Source organism: uncultured Rothia sp. (assembly GCF_963507905.1).
Lineage (GTDB): Bacteria > Actinomycetota > Actinomycetes > Actinomycetales > Micrococcaceae > Rothia.
Map to the genome: position 1 here is coordinate 23,487 of NZ_CAUOUU010000012.1, position 18,863 is coordinate 42,349.

General features: G+C 61.0%; 13 protein-coding genes. 5 read left to right on the top strand and 8 right to left on the bottom strand.

Annotated elements, in window-relative coordinates; all coding sequences use genetic code 11:
• Positions 1-451 precede the first annotated feature (451 nt).
• Positions 452-5,014 carry an FtsK/SpoIIIE domain-containing protein gene (locus RQ593_RS07755; protein WP_311450248.1) on the top strand — a complete coding sequence of 1,521 codons (4,563 nt, stop codon included), beginning with the start codon at positions 452-454 and terminating at the stop codon, positions 5,012-5,014.
• 11 nt (positions 5,015-5,025) lie between these two features.
• Here the strand turns inward: RQ593_RS07755 and RQ593_RS07760 are convergent, their stop codons facing one another.
• Positions 5,026-5,466 carry an alpha-N-acetylglucosamine transferase gene (locus tag RQ593_RS07760; protein WP_311450249.1) on the bottom strand — a complete coding sequence of 147 codons (441 nt, stop codon included), beginning with the start codon at positions 5,464-5,466 and terminating at the stop codon, positions 5,026-5,028.
• A gap of 472 nt (positions 5,467-5,938) precedes the next feature.
• On the opposite strand from RQ593_RS07760, the gene RQ593_RS07765 reads away from it, so the two are divergent.
• A complete protein-coding gene (locus RQ593_RS07765) occupies positions 5,939-6,187 on the top strand; it encodes a WhiB family transcriptional regulator (RefSeq protein WP_005505386.1) in 249 nt (82 codons plus the stop codon).
• A 155-nt stretch (positions 6,188-6,342) separates the two neighbouring features.
• On the opposite strand, the gene RQ593_RS07770 is transcribed toward RQ593_RS07765, so the two are convergent.
• From RQ593_RS07770 to RQ593_RS07780, 3 genes are all read right to left on the bottom strand, one after another.
• On the bottom strand, positions 6,343-7,917 hold the full coding sequence (locus tag RQ593_RS07770) for a sensor histidine kinase (RefSeq protein WP_303984083.1): 1,575 nt from the start codon (positions 7,915-7,917) through the stop codon (positions 6,343-6,345).
• 338 nt (positions 7,918-8,255) lie between these two features.
• The gene (locus tag RQ593_RS07775) at positions 8,256-9,932 is read right to left on the bottom strand and encodes a P-loop NTPase (protein ID WP_311450250.1); all 1,677 of its coding nucleotides are present in this window, start codon (positions 9,930-9,932) and stop codon (positions 8,256-8,258) included.
• Positions 9,929-10,621 (bottom strand): SAF domain-containing protein, encoded by a 693-nt coding sequence (locus RQ593_RS07780; protein WP_049356534.1) that lies wholly within the window; start codon positions 10,619-10,621, stop codon positions 9,929-9,931. The genes RQ593_RS07775 and RQ593_RS07780 overlap by 4 nt, the downstream gene beginning before the upstream one ends.
• 363 nt (positions 10,622-10,984) lie before the next feature.
• Between RQ593_RS07780 and RQ593_RS07785 the strand changes: the two genes are divergently transcribed.
• On the top strand, positions 10,985-11,218 hold the full coding sequence (locus tag RQ593_RS07785) for a helix-turn-helix domain-containing protein (RefSeq protein ID WP_044150292.1): 234 nt from the start codon (positions 10,985-10,987) through the stop codon (positions 11,216-11,218).
• A 123-nt stretch (positions 11,219-11,341) separates the two neighbouring features.
• Here RQ593_RS07785 and RQ593_RS07790 read toward each other — a convergent pair whose 3' ends face one another.
• Positions 11,342-11,995: a histidine kinase gene (locus RQ593_RS07790; protein WP_296548067.1), complete on the bottom strand. Its 654-nt coding sequence runs from the start codon at positions 11,993-11,995 to the stop codon at positions 11,342-11,344.
• 208 nt (positions 11,996-12,203) lie between these two features.
• Here RQ593_RS07790 and RQ593_RS07795 point away from each other — a divergent pair, with 208 nt between their 5' ends.
• Together RQ593_RS07795 and RQ593_RS07800 are read left to right on the top strand one after the other, a co-directional pair.
• A complete protein-coding gene (locus RQ593_RS07795; RefSeq protein WP_311450251.1) occupies positions 12,204-13,199 on the top strand; it encodes a LysM peptidoglycan-binding domain-containing protein in 996 nt (331 codons plus the stop codon).
• 72 nt (positions 13,200-13,271) lie between these two features.
• The gene (locus tag RQ593_RS07800; RefSeq protein ID WP_311450252.1) at positions 13,272-13,922 is read left to right on the top strand and encodes an Rv3235 family protein; all 651 of its coding nucleotides are present in this window, start codon (positions 13,272-13,274) and stop codon (positions 13,920-13,922) included.
• Positions 13,923-14,107: 185 nt separating this feature from the next.
• On the opposite strand, the gene secA is transcribed toward RQ593_RS07800, so the two are convergent.
• The 3 genes from secA to RQ593_RS07815 form a co-directional block, all read right to left on the bottom strand.
• Positions 14,108-16,723, bottom strand: coding sequence for a preprotein translocase subunit SecA (gene secA, locus RQ593_RS07805; protein WP_311450253.1), 2,616 nt, complete (start codon positions 16,721-16,723; stop codon positions 14,108-14,110).
• A 363-nt stretch (positions 16,724-17,086) separates the two neighbouring features.
• Positions 17,087-17,728 carry a ribosome hibernation-promoting factor, HPF/YfiA family gene (gene hpf / locus RQ593_RS07810; RefSeq protein WP_012903212.1) on the bottom strand — a complete coding sequence of 214 codons (642 nt, stop codon included), beginning with the start codon at positions 17,726-17,728 and terminating at the stop codon, positions 17,087-17,089.
• A 209-nt stretch (positions 17,729-17,937) separates the two neighbouring features.
• Entirely contained in the window at positions 17,938-18,840 is a 903-nt protein-coding gene (locus tag RQ593_RS07815) for a ComF family protein (RefSeq protein ID WP_311450254.1), read from the bottom strand.
• Positions 18,841-18,863 lie beyond the last annotated feature (23 nt).

Consider the following 18,863-nt stretch of genomic DNA (forward strand, 5'->3'; position numbering starts at 1 on the left):
TTTTAGTGGCTTTTGGACTATTGTTCACACACTCTTTCCCCAAGTGAATATTCTTCACGAACCCCGAGGTCAAGCGGGTCTGAGCGAGTTCCTTTTTCTGCAGATTTTGACGTTCCACCAATGGCAAGGAAAGTTGGTTTACGGGTAAATATTCATTGTGAATAGCGATCACGATTTTGCTGAACCACCAAACAATCGACAGGATAAGCCATGAACCAATTCGGATACCGGAGTCTTCTAGGGGGCGTCAATGAGGATGCGCAAGCAGGGTCAAGCATGGATGTTTCAGCGGGTGCACTGCCGGGCTTTCGAGCGGCAATCTGGGCAGTATTTCGGTGGGTTATCCACAGTTTTTTGAAAAACAGAGCGAAAAATTCAAAAAATACGAACATTTTAGGTTATAAATAGCCTATTTATTGAACTTTAATGCTTTTTAATGTTTCCTGAGGGTATGACTCTCTTCTTTCTCGACCACCACAACACCACCGACGCGCTCCCCTACCCCCGCGTCATCCGCCTCGACGGTGAGGCGGCGCCTAACGGGGTACAGCTTCAGCCGGCACACGCAAGCGACGGTTCCTCCCTGGAACAGGCACTCAACCAGGCTCTACAGCAGTCTGAAACCGGCGCGTCCCTAACCGCGAAGGACACCCCGTTTCAGCTATTCCCCGTGCGCGAGGGCGCCGAGCTAGAGAACCCGCAGAACACTTCTGAAAATGGTGCCTCTGAACGAATTGTGCCCGAATGTAATATTCTCGGCGGCAACGTTCCGATTGGCTCTAAGACCCCCGAAGCACCCGCTGTCAGTGTGCTGCGCATCCTGCGCGGCCCCGACGCAGGCGCGTCCTTCCCCATCAGCCGCGGCCGCACCAGCCTCGGCAGGGCGGCTCTAGGTCCCCGCGGAGGAGAACAGCCGCGCCATATTCACCTGCAAGATCCATTCCTCAAGCCCGTACACGGAAGCTTCTACGCCGATAGCTCCGGCATCCGCTGGATCGAGAAGCGCCCCTCCGCCAGCGAGGGTAGCGAGAAGGTGCATGGCGGCAAGAAAGCGCAGGACGGCAAGAAGATGCAGAGCGCCGAGCCGCGCGTCCTGCGTTGGGATGAACCCTTTCGCCTCGGCTCCTCGCTCTGCGTGCTCACCTCCCCCACCGGTCAGGGCGGCCATATTGCAGAAAAGGCGAGCGCAACCGCCGCTACCCCCGGTTCTTCCCCCGGCGAGCCCTCGCAGACGCTCGCTCCCCTAGGCGACGCCGGCAACCCCTTTGAGCCGGTGGTCGTGAACCCTCCCGCGCCGCGTAAGCTCAAGCAGATTCTGTTGAGCGTGTGCCTGCCGATTGTGGTGGGTCTGATTATTGTGCTGGTGACCGGCATGTGGTTCCTTCTGCTGATGTCTGCGGCGTCTTCGCTGCTGATGCTTCTGCATTTCTTTGGCGGTCGGGCGGAGAACCGTGCCGCTTCGCAGCAGACCCGTCAGGCGGCGGCACAGGAGAAGGAACGTGCCCTCGCCCTGGCGACCGCGGGCGACCTGGCAATTTCGGGCCCCTCTGCCCTGTATGATGCCGCCTACCCGGCTATTGTGCTCGGGTGCGGTCCTCGCCAGCCTTACCTGCGCGGGCGTAACCTGCCGCTGGGCACTTTGGAGAAGCTGGATGCGCCCCACTACCTGCCGTTGCCCGCCCCGTCTCTCGGCCACTATCTGAAGTTGGAGGAGGCACATCTGCGCGCCTACCTGGTGCAGCTGGTGGCGGGTTATCCGGGTGCGGTGCATGTTCTGTTGGCGGGTGCTGAAAGCGCTGATCAGCAGCGCACCAATAGTCTCTTGCAAACTCTGGCTGTGTTGCCGGGCGTAAGCGTGCATTGCCTGCCGGGCGCGCACCAGGAGAAGTACCTGCAGGCTCTGCAAAGTAGCCTGCAGTCGGAGCTGTCCGCATCTGTTCCGCCGCTAATTCTCATGCCGCAGCATGCGAGCGCGGTTTACGCTCCCCTGCTGACCGCCCTAACTTCTGGTGCGACTGCGGAGTCTTCGCACTCTCGTGCGTTCTCTTCCCCGCGTGAGCAGAAGATGAACGCCCCGGCGCTCTGCGTGTTGGGCAGTGCCGAGGGCGAGAATTCTGCCAATACCCCCGGTGCGCTTTTTGGTGCCTCTTGGGTTGAGTGTGCGAGCGAGGGTAGCCATCGGCAGAGCATCCGTTACCGCGCGCACGGCTATTCGGCGCCTCCGGTACAGCCTACCGAGGGTGTCTATCAGGTCCACCCGCTGGCGTGTGAGGGCCTGTGCCAGCACGCCGACGGGCTGAGCGTTAAGTCGTTCTGCGCCGCTCTTGAGAACCTGTACCGCGCCGGATGCGAGCAGGAGCAGGGCGCGCTCAACGAAGCGCAGGTGCACCAGTCGGCTCACCTGTTCTCTTCGCTTCAGCGGCAGAGCGCACAGCAGAAGAACCGCGCCGATGACATGGCGGTGGAGTCCGTTCTGCAGCGCTGGTCTGCTCAGCGTTACGCCTCCGATATTCGCTGCTACCTGGGTGTTTCTTCGGGTGGTTTGCTGAATATTGGTCTGTCTGAGCACGGCCCGCACTGGTTGCTCGGTGGCACGACCGGTGCCGGTAAGTCGCAGCTTCTGCGTTCGCTGGTGCTCAGCGCTGCGTTACGTTACCCGCCCGAGCGCCTCGGCCTGATTCTGGTGGATTTCAAGGGTTCGGCTGGTTTGGGTCCTCTTGCTCAGCTACCGCATGCGCTCAGCGTGTTGAGCAATTTTGATGTGTCCGCGGTGGAGCGTGCGCTCGAATTTTTGCGCGCCGATATTCATCGCCGCGAGGTGGATCTGCAGGCGCTCGGCGTGAACTCTTACCGCGACTACCTGGCGTCCTGTCAGGCGGCGGGTACCACTCCGCGCTACCCCGAGTTGCTGATTGTGGTGGATGAGTTCCGCATGCTCATCGATTCCATGCCGGACGCTATGGCTGAGCTGATGCGCATCGCCACGATTGGCCGCTCGCTGGGTCTGCATCTGGTGTTGGCGACTCAGCGTCCGCAGGGTGCTATTTCGCAGGATATTCGCGCCAATATTGCCACGAGCATTTGCCTGCGCGTGGCGAGCGCTCAGGATTCCTATAACCTGCTGGAGCATGAGTCTGCGGCGTATATTTCGGCGGCGCATCCGGGTGCCGGGTATGTGCGCCTGCCGGATGGCCGTTCCCTGCCGTTCCGCGCCCCGCTGGTGGATGCGGTCCCCTCGAGCAGCGATGCCCGTCCGGTGCAGGTGCTGGGTCTTGAGGAGGGCGGCTGGCGTGAGCTGACTGCCACTTCTGCCGTTCAGACGTTGGGCGGCAATGAGGATGAGCTGCTGATTCGTTCGGCACAGCAGATTCGTGCGCTTTATGAACGCGAGTATTCCCCGCTGGGTGCGCAGAAGAGCGCGGCGGTTGAGGATAAGTACTGCCCGATTCCGCCGGAGCTTCCCGAAAACACCCCGCTACCCGCGCTCGAGGCGCCGGTTAGCGGACCGGTCGCGTACGGTATTGACCCGGCGGCTGCCTCTCAGGAACCTGGTGAGCCCAACACCGCCTCCGAAGGGTGCCTGCTGGGCGAGCTGGAGATTGCCCGTTACGGTGTCCGCCGCCCAATCAGCTGGTCGGGGCATCAGGCTCTGGCGCTACTGGCGCAGAACGCCGAACGCGCCCCGATGCTTTACGGGCTTTTAGCTCAGGCGTTTGCCGCCCGCACGCCGGTTGTTCTGCTGACCTCCGACGGTGCGCTCCACCGCGATCTTGAACCCTACACCGGTGCCTTTGAGGCGCTGGTGGGTGCTCAGGAGCTTTCGCATCTGCGGTTCTGCCTGGAGGAGCTGCGCGCCCCGAACCTGTGGGGTGCCGAGGGTACCGCCCGCCCGCTCATCATTGTGGACGGCCTGGACAGCTGGCTGGAGGCGCTGGTTCGCCAGCCCGACACGGAGAACCTGCTCTACGATCTGCTCTCACAGGGGTGCCGCCGCGGCTATTCGGTGGTGTTCACCTCCGCGTTGAACCCGCGCGGTCGTTTCGCTGCTGCGGCACATTCCACGCTGTTGAGCCGCCGCTTCCTGGACGCCGACCTGATGCGTTCGACGAGCAAGGACTACCCAACTCCGGCGCAGAGCCACTACTGCGTGGAAGGTGCCATCAATGAGGAATTGATCGGGGATCAGCCGCTGAGCGCGTCGATTCTTTCGCCCTGCGTTGCGGGTTTCCAGGAGCTGGTTCAGGTTCTGCGGGGTAACGCCGCGAGCGCTTCTAACGGGTCGAGCACTCGCCCCGGCACTCTTCTGCGGCAGTTCCCCGAGTACTATCGCATGCCCTCGACCGAGTACGTGACCGCCGCCCACGCCGCCTGCAATCCTCAGGGCGCTAAGCTTCTCGTCGCGTTTGACCGCCGGCAGATGCCGGTATGGTTGAGCGCCCCGGCTGGCGCGGTAGTTCCGGTGCAGGGTTCCCGGTCGGCGGGTAAAAGTACCCTGCTGGAAAGCATTGCTCGACTCAACCCGCAGCTGGATACCCTCGTCCTTGAGGGTTCTGGCGGCGCCTCGGGTGCTGGCGGCGCCTCGGGTGAGCCGCCAAGCGTGGAGCGTACCCGTGCGCTCCTGGACTCGGTGAAGAACCCCGCGCACACGCTCGTGCTCATTGACGATCTGCAGTACCTACAGCCCGCCGTTCAGCAGCTACTTCTGGAGCGTCGCGGTGAGTTCCGCGCCATGCTGGTCGCCTACACGCCCTGGCCGAGGCGCGTCTCCTCACCCATGCTGGCTGCGCTCATGGGATGCTCGCGTGCGCTCCTGCTCGCGCCCACCTCCCTGGCGGATGCCGACATGTGCACGGTGACCGCGCTACCGCTGGACCGGTTTACGCAGGGTGAGCAGCCCGCCGGTCGCCTCGTGGTAGTGGACGGCGCCTCCGTCTATGCGGCGCAGGTTCCCCTGGCGCTGGCACCAGTAGCGCAAGCTGCTACGTCTGTACAGAAGGTACCGGCAACGGTCTAGGGTTTAGTGGTTTAGCGGCGTCGGCGGTTGTACTTCTCCGCTTCTTCGCCCGATGCCTCGGTAACCGCCTCAATATAGCGGCGGCTGCTGGGCATCAGGACGAAGATGAAGGCTACCGCCGCACCAATAACGCCCGCAATTGTGGTGGACTGGTTAATGTTGAAGCCGAAGGCGCTCACGTTCATGATGAGGGTGCTTGCAGTGACCCACAGGGCGCAGAGGGTAATCAGGATCATGGGCAGGCGCGAGCCGTAACGTCCACGGTAGAACCGCAGGGCGTAAAAGGTCATGCCCGCGGCGATGAGTATTTGAAGCACACCGCCGACCACGCCCTGGGCGGGCTCGCCATTAGATAGGAGGAAGGGGTAGATGATACCGCGAATCAGAATGTATGCTGCGAAGGTTTCGGTCAGGGCGAATGCGTAGATGACGTTGAACGGGCGTGACGGCACGGTGGGCTCCTCATGGGTAGTGTCGGCGGCAGACCGGGGTGTTTTCGGTCCGATGCGCTGGTGCATTAGCGGGTGGGTGCTCCCCTGCCGCGGGTTTGCCTCGGGGCCACCGCCTCGTCGTCGGTGCGGTGTGCAGGGGTTAGGTACCGCTTTATATTATGCCCGAGGCGCCACTCACCCAGCCGCCCACGCCTCGCCTATGAGACGGGGTTCAGAACAGATATGTCACCATGCGATTCCTCAACCTCTCAATTAGACAAAGGTTTGCCTAAGTGATAGATGCCTCAGTGTAATACTGAAGTTTTTAGAGAAAAGTACTTGTCACATCCGCTCCAACATGCGAAAGTTGATAAGTCAATTTTCACCCTAACCCAGGGTGTGCATCCCATTAGCGGATGTATTTGACACGCGCACAGGAAAATAGATGTGTCTTGCCACCGCGTGAGACCGTAAATCATGAAGGAGGTCCACCGTGGATTGGCGTAGTCGTGCAGCTTGTTTGGACAAGGATCCGGAGCTGTTCTTCCCTGTAGGAAACACCGGACCTGCCCTGTTGCAAATTGAAGAGGCTAAGACCGTCTGCCGCTCTTGCGAGGTTGTAGACGTCTGCCTGAAGTGGGCCATCGAGACCGGCCAGGACTCCGGCGTATGGGGTGGCACCAGTGAAGACGAGCGTCGTGCGATGAAGCGTCGCGCAGCTCGTGCCCGCCGTGCATCCTAACTTCCGGAGTATTCAATAGGGCATCAAAAGCGTGGTGCAGTGACATTGTCACTGCACCACGCTTTTGCCATATACAGAACCTATCTAGACAGCAAACTGCCGCCGCTCCCCTGATTGGAAGCGGCGGCAGTTCTACATGTCATGCAAGAAGGCGGCTAGACGAGCACCGCGGTAATGACCACGCGGGTACCCTTCGGCTCATTAGCCTCCCAGCGAATCGAGCCGTTCAGCTCGCTCGCCACCAGGGTACGCACAATCTGCATGCCCAGGCCTTCCTTGCCAGTCACCGGGCGGTAGGCGTTCGGTCCGGACTCTTCAATCTTCTTATCGCCCATACCCTTACCGTCATCGGTAATCACGACTGTGAGGATGTTCTCACCCTCATCGTTAGTGCCGCGAATACCCTCGAGGGTCACGGTGCCGGTCTCGCCGTCCAGGCCGTGCTCCACGGCGTTCGCGACAACCTCGTTAATGACCAGCGCCAGAGGGGTAGCGAACTGGCTCGGCAAAGAACCAAAGGAGCCAATCAGCTTGGTGGACACGTGCTGACCGGGGGAAGCAAGCTCAGCAGCAAGGTGGAACTGACGCTCAATCAACTCGTCAAAGTCGACATTCTGGGTCAGGCCCTGCGAGAGCGCCTCGTGCACGGTAGCAATCGTTGCCACGCGGCGCATCGCCTGCTCCAGGCCCTGACGCGCCTCGTCAGTGGTCATGCGGCGTGACTGCAGGCGCAGCAGAGCAGACACAGTCTGCAGGTTGTTCTTCACGCGGTGGTGAATTTCGCGGATGGTCGCATCCTTGGTCATGAGCTCCAGCTCGCGACGGCGCAACTCAGTCACATCGCGGCAGAGAATCACGGCGCCCTCACGCTCGATACGGGCACGCCTCTGCGCCAGCAGCGGGATGGAGCGCATGGTGACGCGAGCGCGGGCAATGACAAGTTCGGTGCGCAGGTCGCTGCGTCCGGCAAGGACGAGCTGCAGGGTTTCGTCTGCCTGCTCACCGGCAGGAAGCATGGCGCGGGTGACGTCGGCGAGGTTTCGCTTTTCAAGGTAACCACTCAGCCCCATGCGGTTGTACATCGAGTTCGCGTTCGGGGAAGCCACCACCACGCGACCGGCAGGGTCAAGCACAATAATGCCGTCAATCACGCGGGGGTTGCCCTGGGTGTTGTTTCCCTGGGCGAGGGGGTCGGGCCACAGGCCGGAGTGCACCATGGAAAGCATGGTGTCGGCGGCGAATTCGTAGACCTCGTCACTGATGGAGGGGTAGCCGTTGGGGGTGGCAATCTTGTGGCTGGTCAGCAACGCAATGGTGCGGTTGTTACGCACAATAGGTACGAAGGTTACGTGTACGCGCGGACGGGCACCGACGCCTTCACCGCTGCCTTCGTCGGTGTAGGTGCTGATGTTCTGGTCAATCCAGACGCGGTATGCTTCGTCGCGGATTCCGTCTTCCATTTCCTGCTCAATGATGTCGTGGTGGAAGAGGGTTCGGACGTTGGAGGGGCGCACGTGCGCGAAGGCACGGAAAGTACTGGTTTCGCTGGGGCCAGATACGGCATCCGGGGAGCTGCCGTCGGCAACAACGTAGTCGGTGGGGAACCATAGAACCAGGTCACTCTGGGCGATGTCAGAGATGACCTGCCATTCGCCCATGATGAGGTGAACGCGTTCAGTGTCGCCGGGACCGAAGTCGCAGGCGCTCATAATTCCTTCTGCAAAAGACATATATTTGTGTGCTTCCCATGAGTTCGGGTAGATTCAACCATTTTACGGGTTTGGTCGTCGTGAGTCCCATTCAAACGGCAATATGTGGAATAGTTTACAGAGCATTTCTTGAAGCACGCTTTTATTCCCAAATATGACGCAGAGAGATGAGATGCACCCCTCAGTTGGATAGTGAGACATTCGCACCACGTCTCTGCCTTGGCCCCGGGTGAAGATGCAGAAAACCCGGCATACCGGCGCTCCCCTGTTCTGGGAGGAATACCGATAAGCCGGGCCTCTTTCACCCACCTTTGGCGGGCATTAGTTGTAGCTGACGGGCCTACCCGCCGGGACTGATGTTAAACGATGGGGCGCACCGCGTACATGCCCTCGAGCATCGCTTCGAAGGACTGCACGACTGCGTGGCGGGGTGCCACCTCCAGCAGTGCCTCACCGTTGCGGCGCAAACGGTCCATGACCTTACGCTCGTACGGAATCACACCGGTGAGCGGAATCGACAGGTAGCGTGCCCAGTTATCGCGCATTTTCGCCTCCGGGTTGAATCCGGCGGCTTCGCGGCGGCTGCCGTTGAGCCAGTACTGCACATCCGTTTCAGGTGCGAACAGGTCCGGGCGCGACTGCACCTCGCGAGCGAGGTTGATCAGACGCGGCAGGCCGATAACGTCCGCTTCGCCGAGCGCAATCACGCGGTCGGCGCAGGCGAGCGCGGTGAGGGTCGCGGCGTTACGGCGCGGTGCCGGGCCGTCAAAGGTCAGCTCCTCGTCCACCTCGATGGGTGCGGCAACATCGCAGATGACCAGGTCGTAGCGGTGCTTAAGCCATTCGAGTACTTCGGCGAAGGCGCGGGCGCGCACCTCGGGCCAACGCGAGGAGGAGGTGATGCCGCTCAAGAAGTCGAAAGTGCCGTTCTTGAGGGGCACACGCTCCATGATGGCGCCGGCTTTTTTCTCGTCAAGCTGGGCGCGGTCGGCGTCCGAGCAGAGAATCGCCAGGCCGGAGCCGGTGTCCTCGAGCGCCATGAGCGCATCCAGGCTGGGCGCGTAGGTGTCTGCATCGATGAGGCAGACCTGCTGGCCCTGCTGTGCCGCGAGGGCTGCGAGGTTGAAGGCAATGGTGCTTCGACCGGGCGCGCCGTGGGTACCCCAGACGGTCACAATCTTGCCGAGGCGGTGGCCCGGCTGGTAGCGGGAGGGCGCGGCGGGATCCTGGTTGATGTCAGGGTGCTGCGGCAGGGTGCCGTCGTTGTTCTCGTTCTGCACGTGCAGGGCGTAGTCGCTGCCGGGCGCAAAAGAGTCGACGATGGCGGCGGCCTGGCTGAGCACGGATTCCTCGTTGCTGGGAGCGGTTGAGGAGGCTTCCGCCGGCTCATGCGCACCGGGTGCCGGGGTGGCGGGGGCTGCGGGGTCGATTCCGTAGCCTCCGTAGTCGGCGCCGTAGGGTGCGCCGGCGTTTACAGCAGTACCCGCGGCGGGGTCGTAGCCGTACCCAGCCGACTCGTACCCAGCCGGGCTGTGTCCGCCGTTATCGTAACCGTAGCCGCCATACGCGCTGTCGTAGCCGTACCCCACATCGTAGCCGTAGCCTGCGTCCTGACCGTAGGCGGCCTCCGGGTGGTGCACCGCCTGCACGGGCGTCTGATTCGGGGCCTGTGCGGGAATACCATAACCGACGGAGGGGCGGGCGAGCGCCGCATCCACTGCCTGCTCGAGGGAGCCCAGAATCTCGTCGAGGGCAGCTTCGGGGCGGATGCGGTGTGCCTGCGTGGGCAGGGGCAGGTTGTCCGGGGCGATAACCGCCAGGAGCACCTCGGAGGCGGCGAGCGCATCCACGGTGGAGGCGCTCATTTCGGCGGGCACGTGCGCGCAGAGCAACACGCGGGCGATGCCGGTGTGCGCCATACCGACGGCTTCGCTGAAGTCCTGCACGGTGCGCGCCACGGAGACGCGGCCGCGCTGGGATTCGATGCGGGTCAGGAGCGAGCCGTCATCGCCGTAGAGGATGACGGGGATGTTCACTGGCCCTCCCCGTAGGTGCCGGGGATAAGGCTGATCTTGGAGTCGCTATTGCTTTCCTTCACCAGGTCGGTGAGGGCTTCTTCCTTGACCCACAGCTGCACGGTTGCCTTGCCGTTGGCGCCGAGCACGCCCTCGTCGACCGTGATGGCGACGATTTCTGCGTTGGTGACGATGGCGCGGGCACCGTTTTCGGTGCGGTTATCGCTCTTGGTGTCGGGGTTGCGCGGGCCGGAGGTCCACACGTCCACGCGCTCGCCCGCCTTCAGCGCGGAGGCTGCGGCACGGTCAATGCTGACGGTGGCGAGGCGGCGGCCCGGGGAGGTTTCGGTACCTACGGATTCTTTGCTGATGAGGTTGCCGGCGGGGATGCGCTGAATCGCGATTTTGCCGTTCATCTGGGCGGCGTCGGCGCGGGTGAAGTACTTGTCCTTGGCGGAGTCGATGTTCGCTTCGACTCGGGCTAGTTTATCTTCGGTGATCTTCTCACCGAGGCGGATCTCGCTTTTGGCGGTGTAGTACTCGGTCTTGCTGTTGTTCGCCTGCACGTAGAGCTGCACGCCGGTGATGGAGACGAGCACGAGCAGCACACCGAGGATGAATCGCCAGTCCTTGACGGTGGGCCTTTTGAGGCGTTTGGCGTGGGGCTCGGTGAGGGTGGAACGCTTCGTCGCGTTCTGTCGTATGCGCATGATGTGGTTGTGCCTTTCGGTGCGGAAGCCGGCGGTGATTCCGGGGTGTGTTCAACTGACCGATGAGCGAGTGGTGTGTGTTCGTTAGTGCTTTGACTGGATTCTGGCGCTAACCCTAACAGCATATTTCATTTAGTACTCGCTCTCAACAAGAGTCGTGTTTATGAAATATTTTTGAGTTTCGTCCCTTTTGAAGGGGTGATTAGATAACTTTTCAGCTCATATAAGGCTTTTTGCGGGCAAATTTCGCGGTGATGGCATATACTGAAAGTACTCAATAGATGTTCACTACGAACTCTATCTGAAAGGCTACTAACGGTAGCTAGGGGCCCAGGATTTCACTCACGGAAAGGATCCAATTCGATGACTGCACCTCGTTTCCTCACTCTGAGCGACGTCGCCGAGGAGCTGCAGGTTTCGCTTTCGCAGGTACGCGCTCTGGTGCGTAGCGGCGAACTTCCCGCCATTCAGATTGGTGGGCGTAACCAGTGGCGTATTGAACGCTCTCGTTTCGAAGAGTACATTACCGAGCGCCACGAGCAGACTCTGGAGGCAATTGCTTCCGGCAAGCTCACTGCAAAGGCTAAGGCTGAGTAGCATTCGACATGCACCTCGCGGGCGCAACGCTCGAGTGGTTTCAGAAAGGTCCGCTCCTCTCGTTGAGATTTCAATGAAGAGGGGCGGACCTTTTTGTATTTTTATTGCTTTGATGCGGGCTTTTTAGCGCGAGATACGGGCAATCACCGCACTGACGCGAGCCAGCGGGATGGTGCGCACGCCGGCGCCGCGAGGTGCGCGGGAGTAGCCGGAGGCACCCTGACTATAGCCTGCCTGACCGTAGACCCCCTGCGAGCCATAGGCTGCACGCGCGTACTGGTCGCGTTCGTAGATGCGCGGATACTGGCCACCGTTGAGCAGGCGCAGCTCGAGGAAGTCCGCGCCGACTCGCTCAATCACGCCGTCGTAGCTGACGGTTCCGCCCTCGAGGGAGAGGCGGACGGGTTCGCGCGCCATGGCGAGGGAGCGGAGGGCGAGCTGGATTTTCATGCGGTAGCGTTCGGGGCGAATATCGGCGCGACCGGGGGCGATGCCGCCTTCCCACCAGAGCATTCCGCGCAGGGGGATGATGATGTTCTCGCCGCGCGCTTCGATGCTGACCCATTCCTCGCCGACCATTTCGAGCTTGCCTTCGTAGGTTTGCATGTCGGTGGCACAGATGCGGATGGGCCCGCCAACCTGCGCGAGGAGGCGGTCGTCGAGGGTGATGGTGGAGTAGTGGACGCGGGCGACTTGGCGGGCGTCCTGTTCCATATCCCAGGCGCGTTCGGAGGCGAGGCGCGCCTCAATGTCTCGTAGGAACTTTTCCATGCTCATGCTATGACCCTACCTGAGGATGGGTGCAGATACGAACCGGGGCGTTTTTCCGCTCAGGTGACGGTTGCCAAGCTTGATTTTTGAACCAAATTCCCCCAAATTACATGTTTTTCATACATTTTGATGCTTTTTGCTTCATTTTTGGTGTTACTTCCTGTATAAATGAAGCAACACCAAAACATATCAAACACACCATTTGGAGGTCATTGTGGACCGTTTTTCCACGCCGGGTCAGGCACCCGCAGCCTTCGCTTCGCATCCCCTTGCGTCCGTTACTCCTCTGGCATCCGGCACTGACGCAGGTCACGGAACCAGCACCAAGGCTAACTACCAGGACGCTCTGCTCTTCATCGCCCCTCCCCTACTTTCCGCGGCGGTCCTGGGCGCGTTGAGTGTGAACCTGCACCGCATCCCCTCGGCGCACCCGCTGACAGACGCTTCGCTGCTCTGCGCTGGAGCGGCGGCGCTCCTCATTACCGCGTGGTGGTTCATCAGCTTTATCTGCGCGCTCTTCTACGCTCGTTCCCTGCGAGTTTCAAGCCGCAACGCTGACCGCGCAGTGCTGAAGGTCCCGGCAATTTTCCGTCCGCGCTTTATGCGCCGCATCGTCCTGACGCTCGGCGGCACGGCTCTTGGAGTGGGTGCGGTTTTGGCTCCCGCGCAGGCTACGGTGGCTACGCCCAGCAACGCCGGGGTAAACGGCACGGAGGGACTACCGCAGACGACCATTTCGGCGGTCATGACCACAGACTCAACGAGCACCGCAGCTTCAATGGGCACCGCAGCTTCAACGAGCACCGCGACGGCAGAGGCCAGCCCAGCCACCGCCTCAGATGCGGAGCCCACCAGTACCACCACGGACAGCGTCACCCCGGAAGCCGCCTCCGCTCCCCTGGCTCTCTCTGCAGAGATTCCCGATATTCCGCTGGCTCCTCAACCCACGGAGGCTGCAGGCTCTCTGCAGGATCGCAGCCCGTTCTTCTCCCCACCCCGTGCTGAGGCGGGCACATACTCCTACACGGTTCAGGCGGGCGATACGCTCTGGTCCATTGCCGCCGAGCAGCTGGGTGAAGGCACCGACGCCTCCACCATTTACAACTACACTCTCGATATTTACGAGGCGAATAAGGACGCTCTGGGCCAGAACGCCGAACTGCTCTACGCGGGGCAGGTTCTGCAGATCCCCGAACAGCCCGTTCATTAGCCCTCGCCTTTTACCTCACCCGATAGCTTTCGCTCAACCCACCTCACATACCCTGCACCGAAAGGAGCCGTCATGAGCTTCTCCCATCTTCTCCCCCGCGCCCCGTGGACCCCGCCGCATCAGCCTGCACAGCCTGTCAGCCCGTATTCGAAGAGTCGCCCGTCCGCTCAGTCTGTGGTTCAGCAGCCGGTCATTCCGCAGCAAGCGGAGCCTCTCCCCGAGCAGGGTCAGGGCACGATGGCTCTGGTGCAGAAGCGTAATAGCCCGTCGGTTTACTCGCTGTTGCCGCTGCCGCGTTACGAGCAGCATTCGGCGCAGCGTCCGCAGGTGATGAAGAAGGGCCGCCCGTTGCGTCCGGCGGATGCACTAGCTCGCCAGTTGGAGGGCCGTTGCGCGGGTGTGGCGATTGCGTACCTGGAGATTATGTCGGCTCGTCGTTCGCGTCAGCAGTTGGCGCAGTGGGTGTCTGCCGATTGTTTCCACCGTCTGCTGCCGTTCTTCCCGAAGAACCCGCGTCAGGTGCGCAAGGAGATGTTGTTGACCCTTCCGCCGGTTCTGTTGCGGGTGCGAGCGCAGAAGGTGCACGAGGAGCTCTACGAGGCGGTGGCGCTACTGCGTTGTGCGGATAAGGTTCGCGTGGTGACCATGCAGATGCGCCTGATTCACGGTATGTGGCTGATTACCTCGATCGAGCAGCCGCAGAGCCGAGTGGACGAAGACTAAGGTTTCCCGTACACAACGCGCCCAGACACGCAGAGACACGCCCAGACACGCAGAGACACGCCCAGATACCCACAGGCATGCACAGACACCCTCAGACATACAGAGGCACGCAGAGAGGGTGCGAATCCGGTATTGGATTCGCACCCTCTCTGCGCGTCTATAGCGTTTTCGGGTTTACGCCGAGGCTAGCTTTCCTTGGTGCGCTCAACGTGAACCTGCTCGTGGCCGTCCTCATCGGGGGCGGAGTACTGCAGGAACTTCGGGCGCGAAGGCTCAGCCAGGCGCACGGCAGAAGCCTGAGTACGCTGCTTGGACAGGTCCAGGTTGAACAGGTAGGTCACGGTCTCTTCGCGGACCGCGCCGAGCATCGCCTGGTACATGTCGTAGCCTTCACGCTGGTACTCGACCAGCGGGTCACGCTGAGCCATCGCACGCAGACCGATACCTTCCTTGAGGTATTCCATCTCGTACAGGTGCTCGGGCCAGCGCTCGCCAATGACGGACAGCATGACGCGGCGTTCGATTTCGCGCATGCTCTCTTCGCCGACGCCCTTCTCACGCTCATCGTAGATGAGGTGTGCGTCCGCCAAAACTTCCTTCACGATCTGGTCGCGAGTGATCTTGGTGCGGTCGCCAGCGTCTTCAGCGAGGTCGTCCACGGTAATGGAGATGGGGTACACCTGCTTGAGGGCGCTCCAGAGCTCGTCGAAGTCCCAGTCCTCGGCGTGGCCTTCAGAGACTCGGGCGTCAATGATGGTGGTCAGCACCTCGTCCACGAAACCGGAAATCTGTTCCTTCAGGTCGTCACCGTGCAGGATACGACCGCGGTCCTTGTAGATCGCTTCACGCTGGCGGTTGAGCACGTCGTCATACTTGAGCACGTTCTTACGCTGTTCAGCGTTACGGCCTTCAACGTTTGACTGGGCGGTAGCGATAGCGCGGCTGACAATCTTGGAGTCCAATGCGGAGTCCTCGGGGGCTGCCGCCATGAGGCGGGTTGCCATGCCGGTGTTGAACAGGCGCATCAGTTCGTCGGTCAGCGACAGGTAGAAGCGGGACTCGCCCGGGTCGCCCTGACGGCCGGAACGACCGCGCAGCTGGTTGTCGATACGGCGGGACTCGTGACGCTCAGTGCCGAGCACGTACAGGCCACCGAGCTTGGTGACTTCATCGTGCTCTTCTTTAGCGGCGTCTTCGCAGGCCTTCAGAACCTCGGGCCAGCGTGCCTCGTATTCTTCGGAGTTGGTGTTCGGGTCCAGGCCGAGCTCACGCATCTTCTCGACGGCCTCAAATTCGGGGTTACCGCCGAGCATAATGTCGGTACCACGGCCAGCCATGTTGGTTGCCACGGTGACGGCGCCCTTACGGCCCGCCTGCGCAACAATGGCTGCCTCACGCTCGTTGTTCTTCGCGTTCAGCACCTCGTGGCGCACACCAGCCTTCGCCAGCTGGCGGGACAGGTATTCGGAGTTCTCCACGCTTGCGGTACCAACCAGAATCGGCTGGCCCTTCTCGTGGCGTTCCTTAATGTCCTTGACGACCGCCTTGAACTTGGCAATTTCGTCGCGGTACACCTTATCGGGGTTGTCGATGCGCTGCACACCCTTGTTGGTGGGGATGGGCACCACGCCGAGCTCGTAGGTGTTCATGAACTCTGCCGCTTCGGTTTCCGCGGTACCGGTCATGCCGGACAGCTTGTCGTACATGCGGAAGTAGTTCTGCAGAGTCACGGTCGCCATGGTCTGGTTCTCAGGCTTGATTTCGACGCCTTCCTTCGCCTCAATCGCCTGGTGAATGCCGTCGTTGTAGCGGCGGCCCGGCAGAATACGACCGGTGTGCTCGTCAACAATCAGGACCTCGCCGTCAATGACCACGTAGTCCTTGTTGTTGGTGAACAGCTCCTTCGCCTTGATGGAGTTGTTCAGGAAGCCAATGAGCGGGGTGTTCTTGGATTCGTAGAGGTTCTTCACACCCAGGTGGTCTTCCACCTTGTCAATGCCGGATTCGAGGATGCCGACGGTGCGCTTCTTCTCGTCTACTTCGTAGTCTTCACCGCGCTTGAGCAGGGTTGCGGCAATGCGCGCGAACTCTGCGTACCAGCGGTTCGCCTCACCGGCTGCGGGGCCGGAAATGATCAGAGGGGTACGTGCCTCATCAATCAGGATGGAGTCGACCTCATCGATAATGGCGAAGTTGTGGCCGCGCTGAACCTGCTCCTCCACGGTCCACGCCATGTTGTCACGCAGGTAGTCGAAGCCAAACTCGTTGTTCGTACCGTAGGTGATGTCCGCGGCGTACTGCTTACGACGCTCGTCCGGCTCCATGGAGGACAGAATCACGCCGCACTCCATGCCCAGGAAGCGGAACACACGACCCATGAGGTTCGCCTGGTACTCAGCCAGGTAGTCGTTCACGGTCACGATGTGCACGCCCTTGCCGCTCAGGGCGTTCAGGTATGCGGGCAGGGTCGCGACGAGGGTCTTACCCTCACCGGTCTTCATTTCGGCAATGTTGCCCAGGTGCAGTGCAGCGCCACCCATGAGCTGCACGTCGTAGTGGCGCTTGCCCAGGGTGCGCTTGGACGCTTCACGGACTACCGCGAAGGCCTCCGGCAGCAGAATATCGAGGGATTCGCCGTCCTTGACGCGCTCGCGGAACTTGTCGGTCTCCGCTCGCAGTTCCTCATCGGTCATCGATGAGAAACTGTCCTCGAGCGAGTTCACCGCCTTAGTGTACGCTTCGAGCTGTCGCAGAACCCTCTTATCGCCGGTTCGGAGGATTTTCTCCAAGAAAGATGCCACTGAGCTTCTACTCCTTGCTTGTTTCGGTACCCTCACCAAGGGCGCGCGAAAGTGCGCGCGGTGAGGCCTTCCTACATATTGTATGGCAGAGCCGCCTAATTCGCCCGTCCGAGCTCTTTTTTACGCTGTGCGCCCACGAGGTGACATTTGGTGACGCTCGAATCTTTCACCTTCCGGTTGAGGCGGAGCCGCCCCATCCGTCTAAAGGAACGTCTAAAGAAACAGATGTGTGGAAGGCAAAGAAAAACCCGGGGGCCTGGAGAAACACGGTGTGTGTTCCCAGACCACCCGGGTCTTGAGCCTGCTCGCTGAGTACGACCTCTAAAGAGCCTTACGCCTCAGCATTCAGCAGGTACGTTAGTTTTACTCGTTGTCCAGAGTAATGATGCCGTAGCTCCAGCCCTTACGGCGGTATGCCGCAGCCGGTGCGCCGGTCTCGCTGTCAATGTACAGGTAGAAGTCGTGACCGACCAGTTCCATACGGTCAACAGCTTCTGCGGGAGTCAGACGCTCACCCTTGAAGCTCTTGTGGCGAATCTCGATGGGAGATGCGGCTTCGTCGGCGAGGGTGACCTCGCTGTTGTCGAATGCTGCTTCTTCAACCGGAACATCCGGCAGCAGAATCTCGGTAATTGCTTCGGTAACCACGGGAATCGAGCCGGTAGCGTCCGCCACGGAGACGGGGTGCTTGCCACCGCGCTTGTGCAGCTTGCGGCGGTCACGTGCACGGCGCAGACGCTCCAAGAGCTTGCCGTAGGTTTCATCGAAGACCGCGAACTTGTCGTGACCCTGGGCTTCGGAACGGAGGACAGGGCCGGTACCAACAACAGTAATCTCAACGCGGATGGACTCGCCACCCAGGTGACCGTCCTTGCTGAACTTGACGTCGATGTCCTTCACGTTATCGCCGAGCTGCGCGAACTTCTGAACCTTGTCGTTCACGTATTCTTCCAGGCGTTCGGTGACCTTGATATTGCGGCCGTAGATGTTGACTTCCACGATCATTCCCTCCAGGTTGGGGGCTTATACCGCGTCCGGTTGGACCCGGTACGGGGGTTCGACTCCAATGCCGTTCCCTTGTATTTATTTTAGTACGAAACATGGTTTATATCACTAGATATGACAAATATTTAGCCCAAATAATAGCTATTCGTCGGTCTGCGAACTTTAACAGCTAAAAATCGTGTATCTCTTGCAACTAACTACAAGAAACGCTACATCTGAGCTTTTTTCGGTACCGCCGCCACGGCGCACACGCCCAGCACCCGCGAACCCGCCTCCTGCAGCACGCGCACCATCTCGGAGGCAGTCGCACCGGTCGTCACCACGTCATCACAGATAATGCTCACCCGCCCCGAACACAGGGCGGGCTCCATGACACGCAAGGCACCGTGCATCCGCTCGGCACGACCCACAGCACCCAGGCCCTTCTGCTCGTTCTGCGCACCGGAAATCGCATCAGAAATAATGGAGGCGCCACTCCCCCGCTGTTTACGAGGAACGTACCCGATAACGTCCACAGCGCGCACCCGCACCGAGGCAGGCAAACGCCGATTGAGCTGACGCACCGCCTCCTGCACCAAAAGATTCGCCGGCGCATAGCCGCGGCGGCGCACACTCTGCGCAGACGACGGTGCCGGAACCAACAGAATCTCAACCGGCGCAGAAGAACCGGGTTCAGCCTGAAGCTCCTCCCGGCGAGCGCGTAGCAACTCATACACGCTACGCGCCAAACCCTCGCCCAGCAGGGGCAACAAATCGGTGCGGCCGGCATTCTTCAACGCCAACAGCGCACGCGGCATGATTCCCTCATAACGGGATGCCGCACGCACCTCAGGGGCACCTCCGCCAGTAGCGCAGTCGCCAGAAGACAGAGGCTGCAGAACCTGTACTTGTTCCACACGAGCCAACGCCGAATGCAGCTGCGGCAGACACGCCTCGCACAGCGGCGAACCTGCACCATAGGCAACCGGCACCGCACAGCACGGGCAGGTACGCGGCATCAGAACCTCACCCAAAGACCCGCCGGCGCTCTTGAGAGCACCCGCAAGCCCGGTCAGAGACTTGCTCAGGGACCCGTTCACGGGCTCGTTCAAACCACGCTGTTCTGAACTCACCGAAAGCAACCTTTCCGCGCGCT

Coding starts and splice junctions, on each gene's coding strand:
- RQ593_RS07755 (WP_311450248.1), top strand. CDS start 452: ATGACTCTCTTCTTTCTCGACCACCACAACACCACCGACGCGCTCCCC.
- RQ593_RS07770 (WP_303984083.1), bottom strand. CDS start 7,917: ATGTCTTTTGCAGAAGGAATTATGAGCGCCTGCGACTTCGGTCCCGGC.
- RQ593_RS07780 (WP_049356534.1), bottom strand. CDS start 10,621: ATGCGCATACGACAGAACGCGACGAAGCGTTCCACCCTCACCGAGCCC.
- RQ593_RS07785 (WP_044150292.1), top strand. CDS start 10,985: ATGACTGCACCTCGTTTCCTCACTCTGAGCGACGTCGCCGAGGAGCTG.
- RQ593_RS07790 (WP_296548067.1), bottom strand. CDS start 11,995: ATGAGCATGGAAAAGTTCCTACGAGACATTGAGGCGCGCCTCGCCTCC.
- RQ593_RS07800 (WP_311450252.1), top strand. CDS start 13,272: ATGAGCTTCTCCCATCTTCTCCCCCGCGCCCCGTGGACCCCGCCGCAT.
- hpf (WP_012903212.1), bottom strand. CDS start 17,728: ATGATCGTGGAAGTCAACATCTACGGCCGCAATATCAAGGTCACCGAA.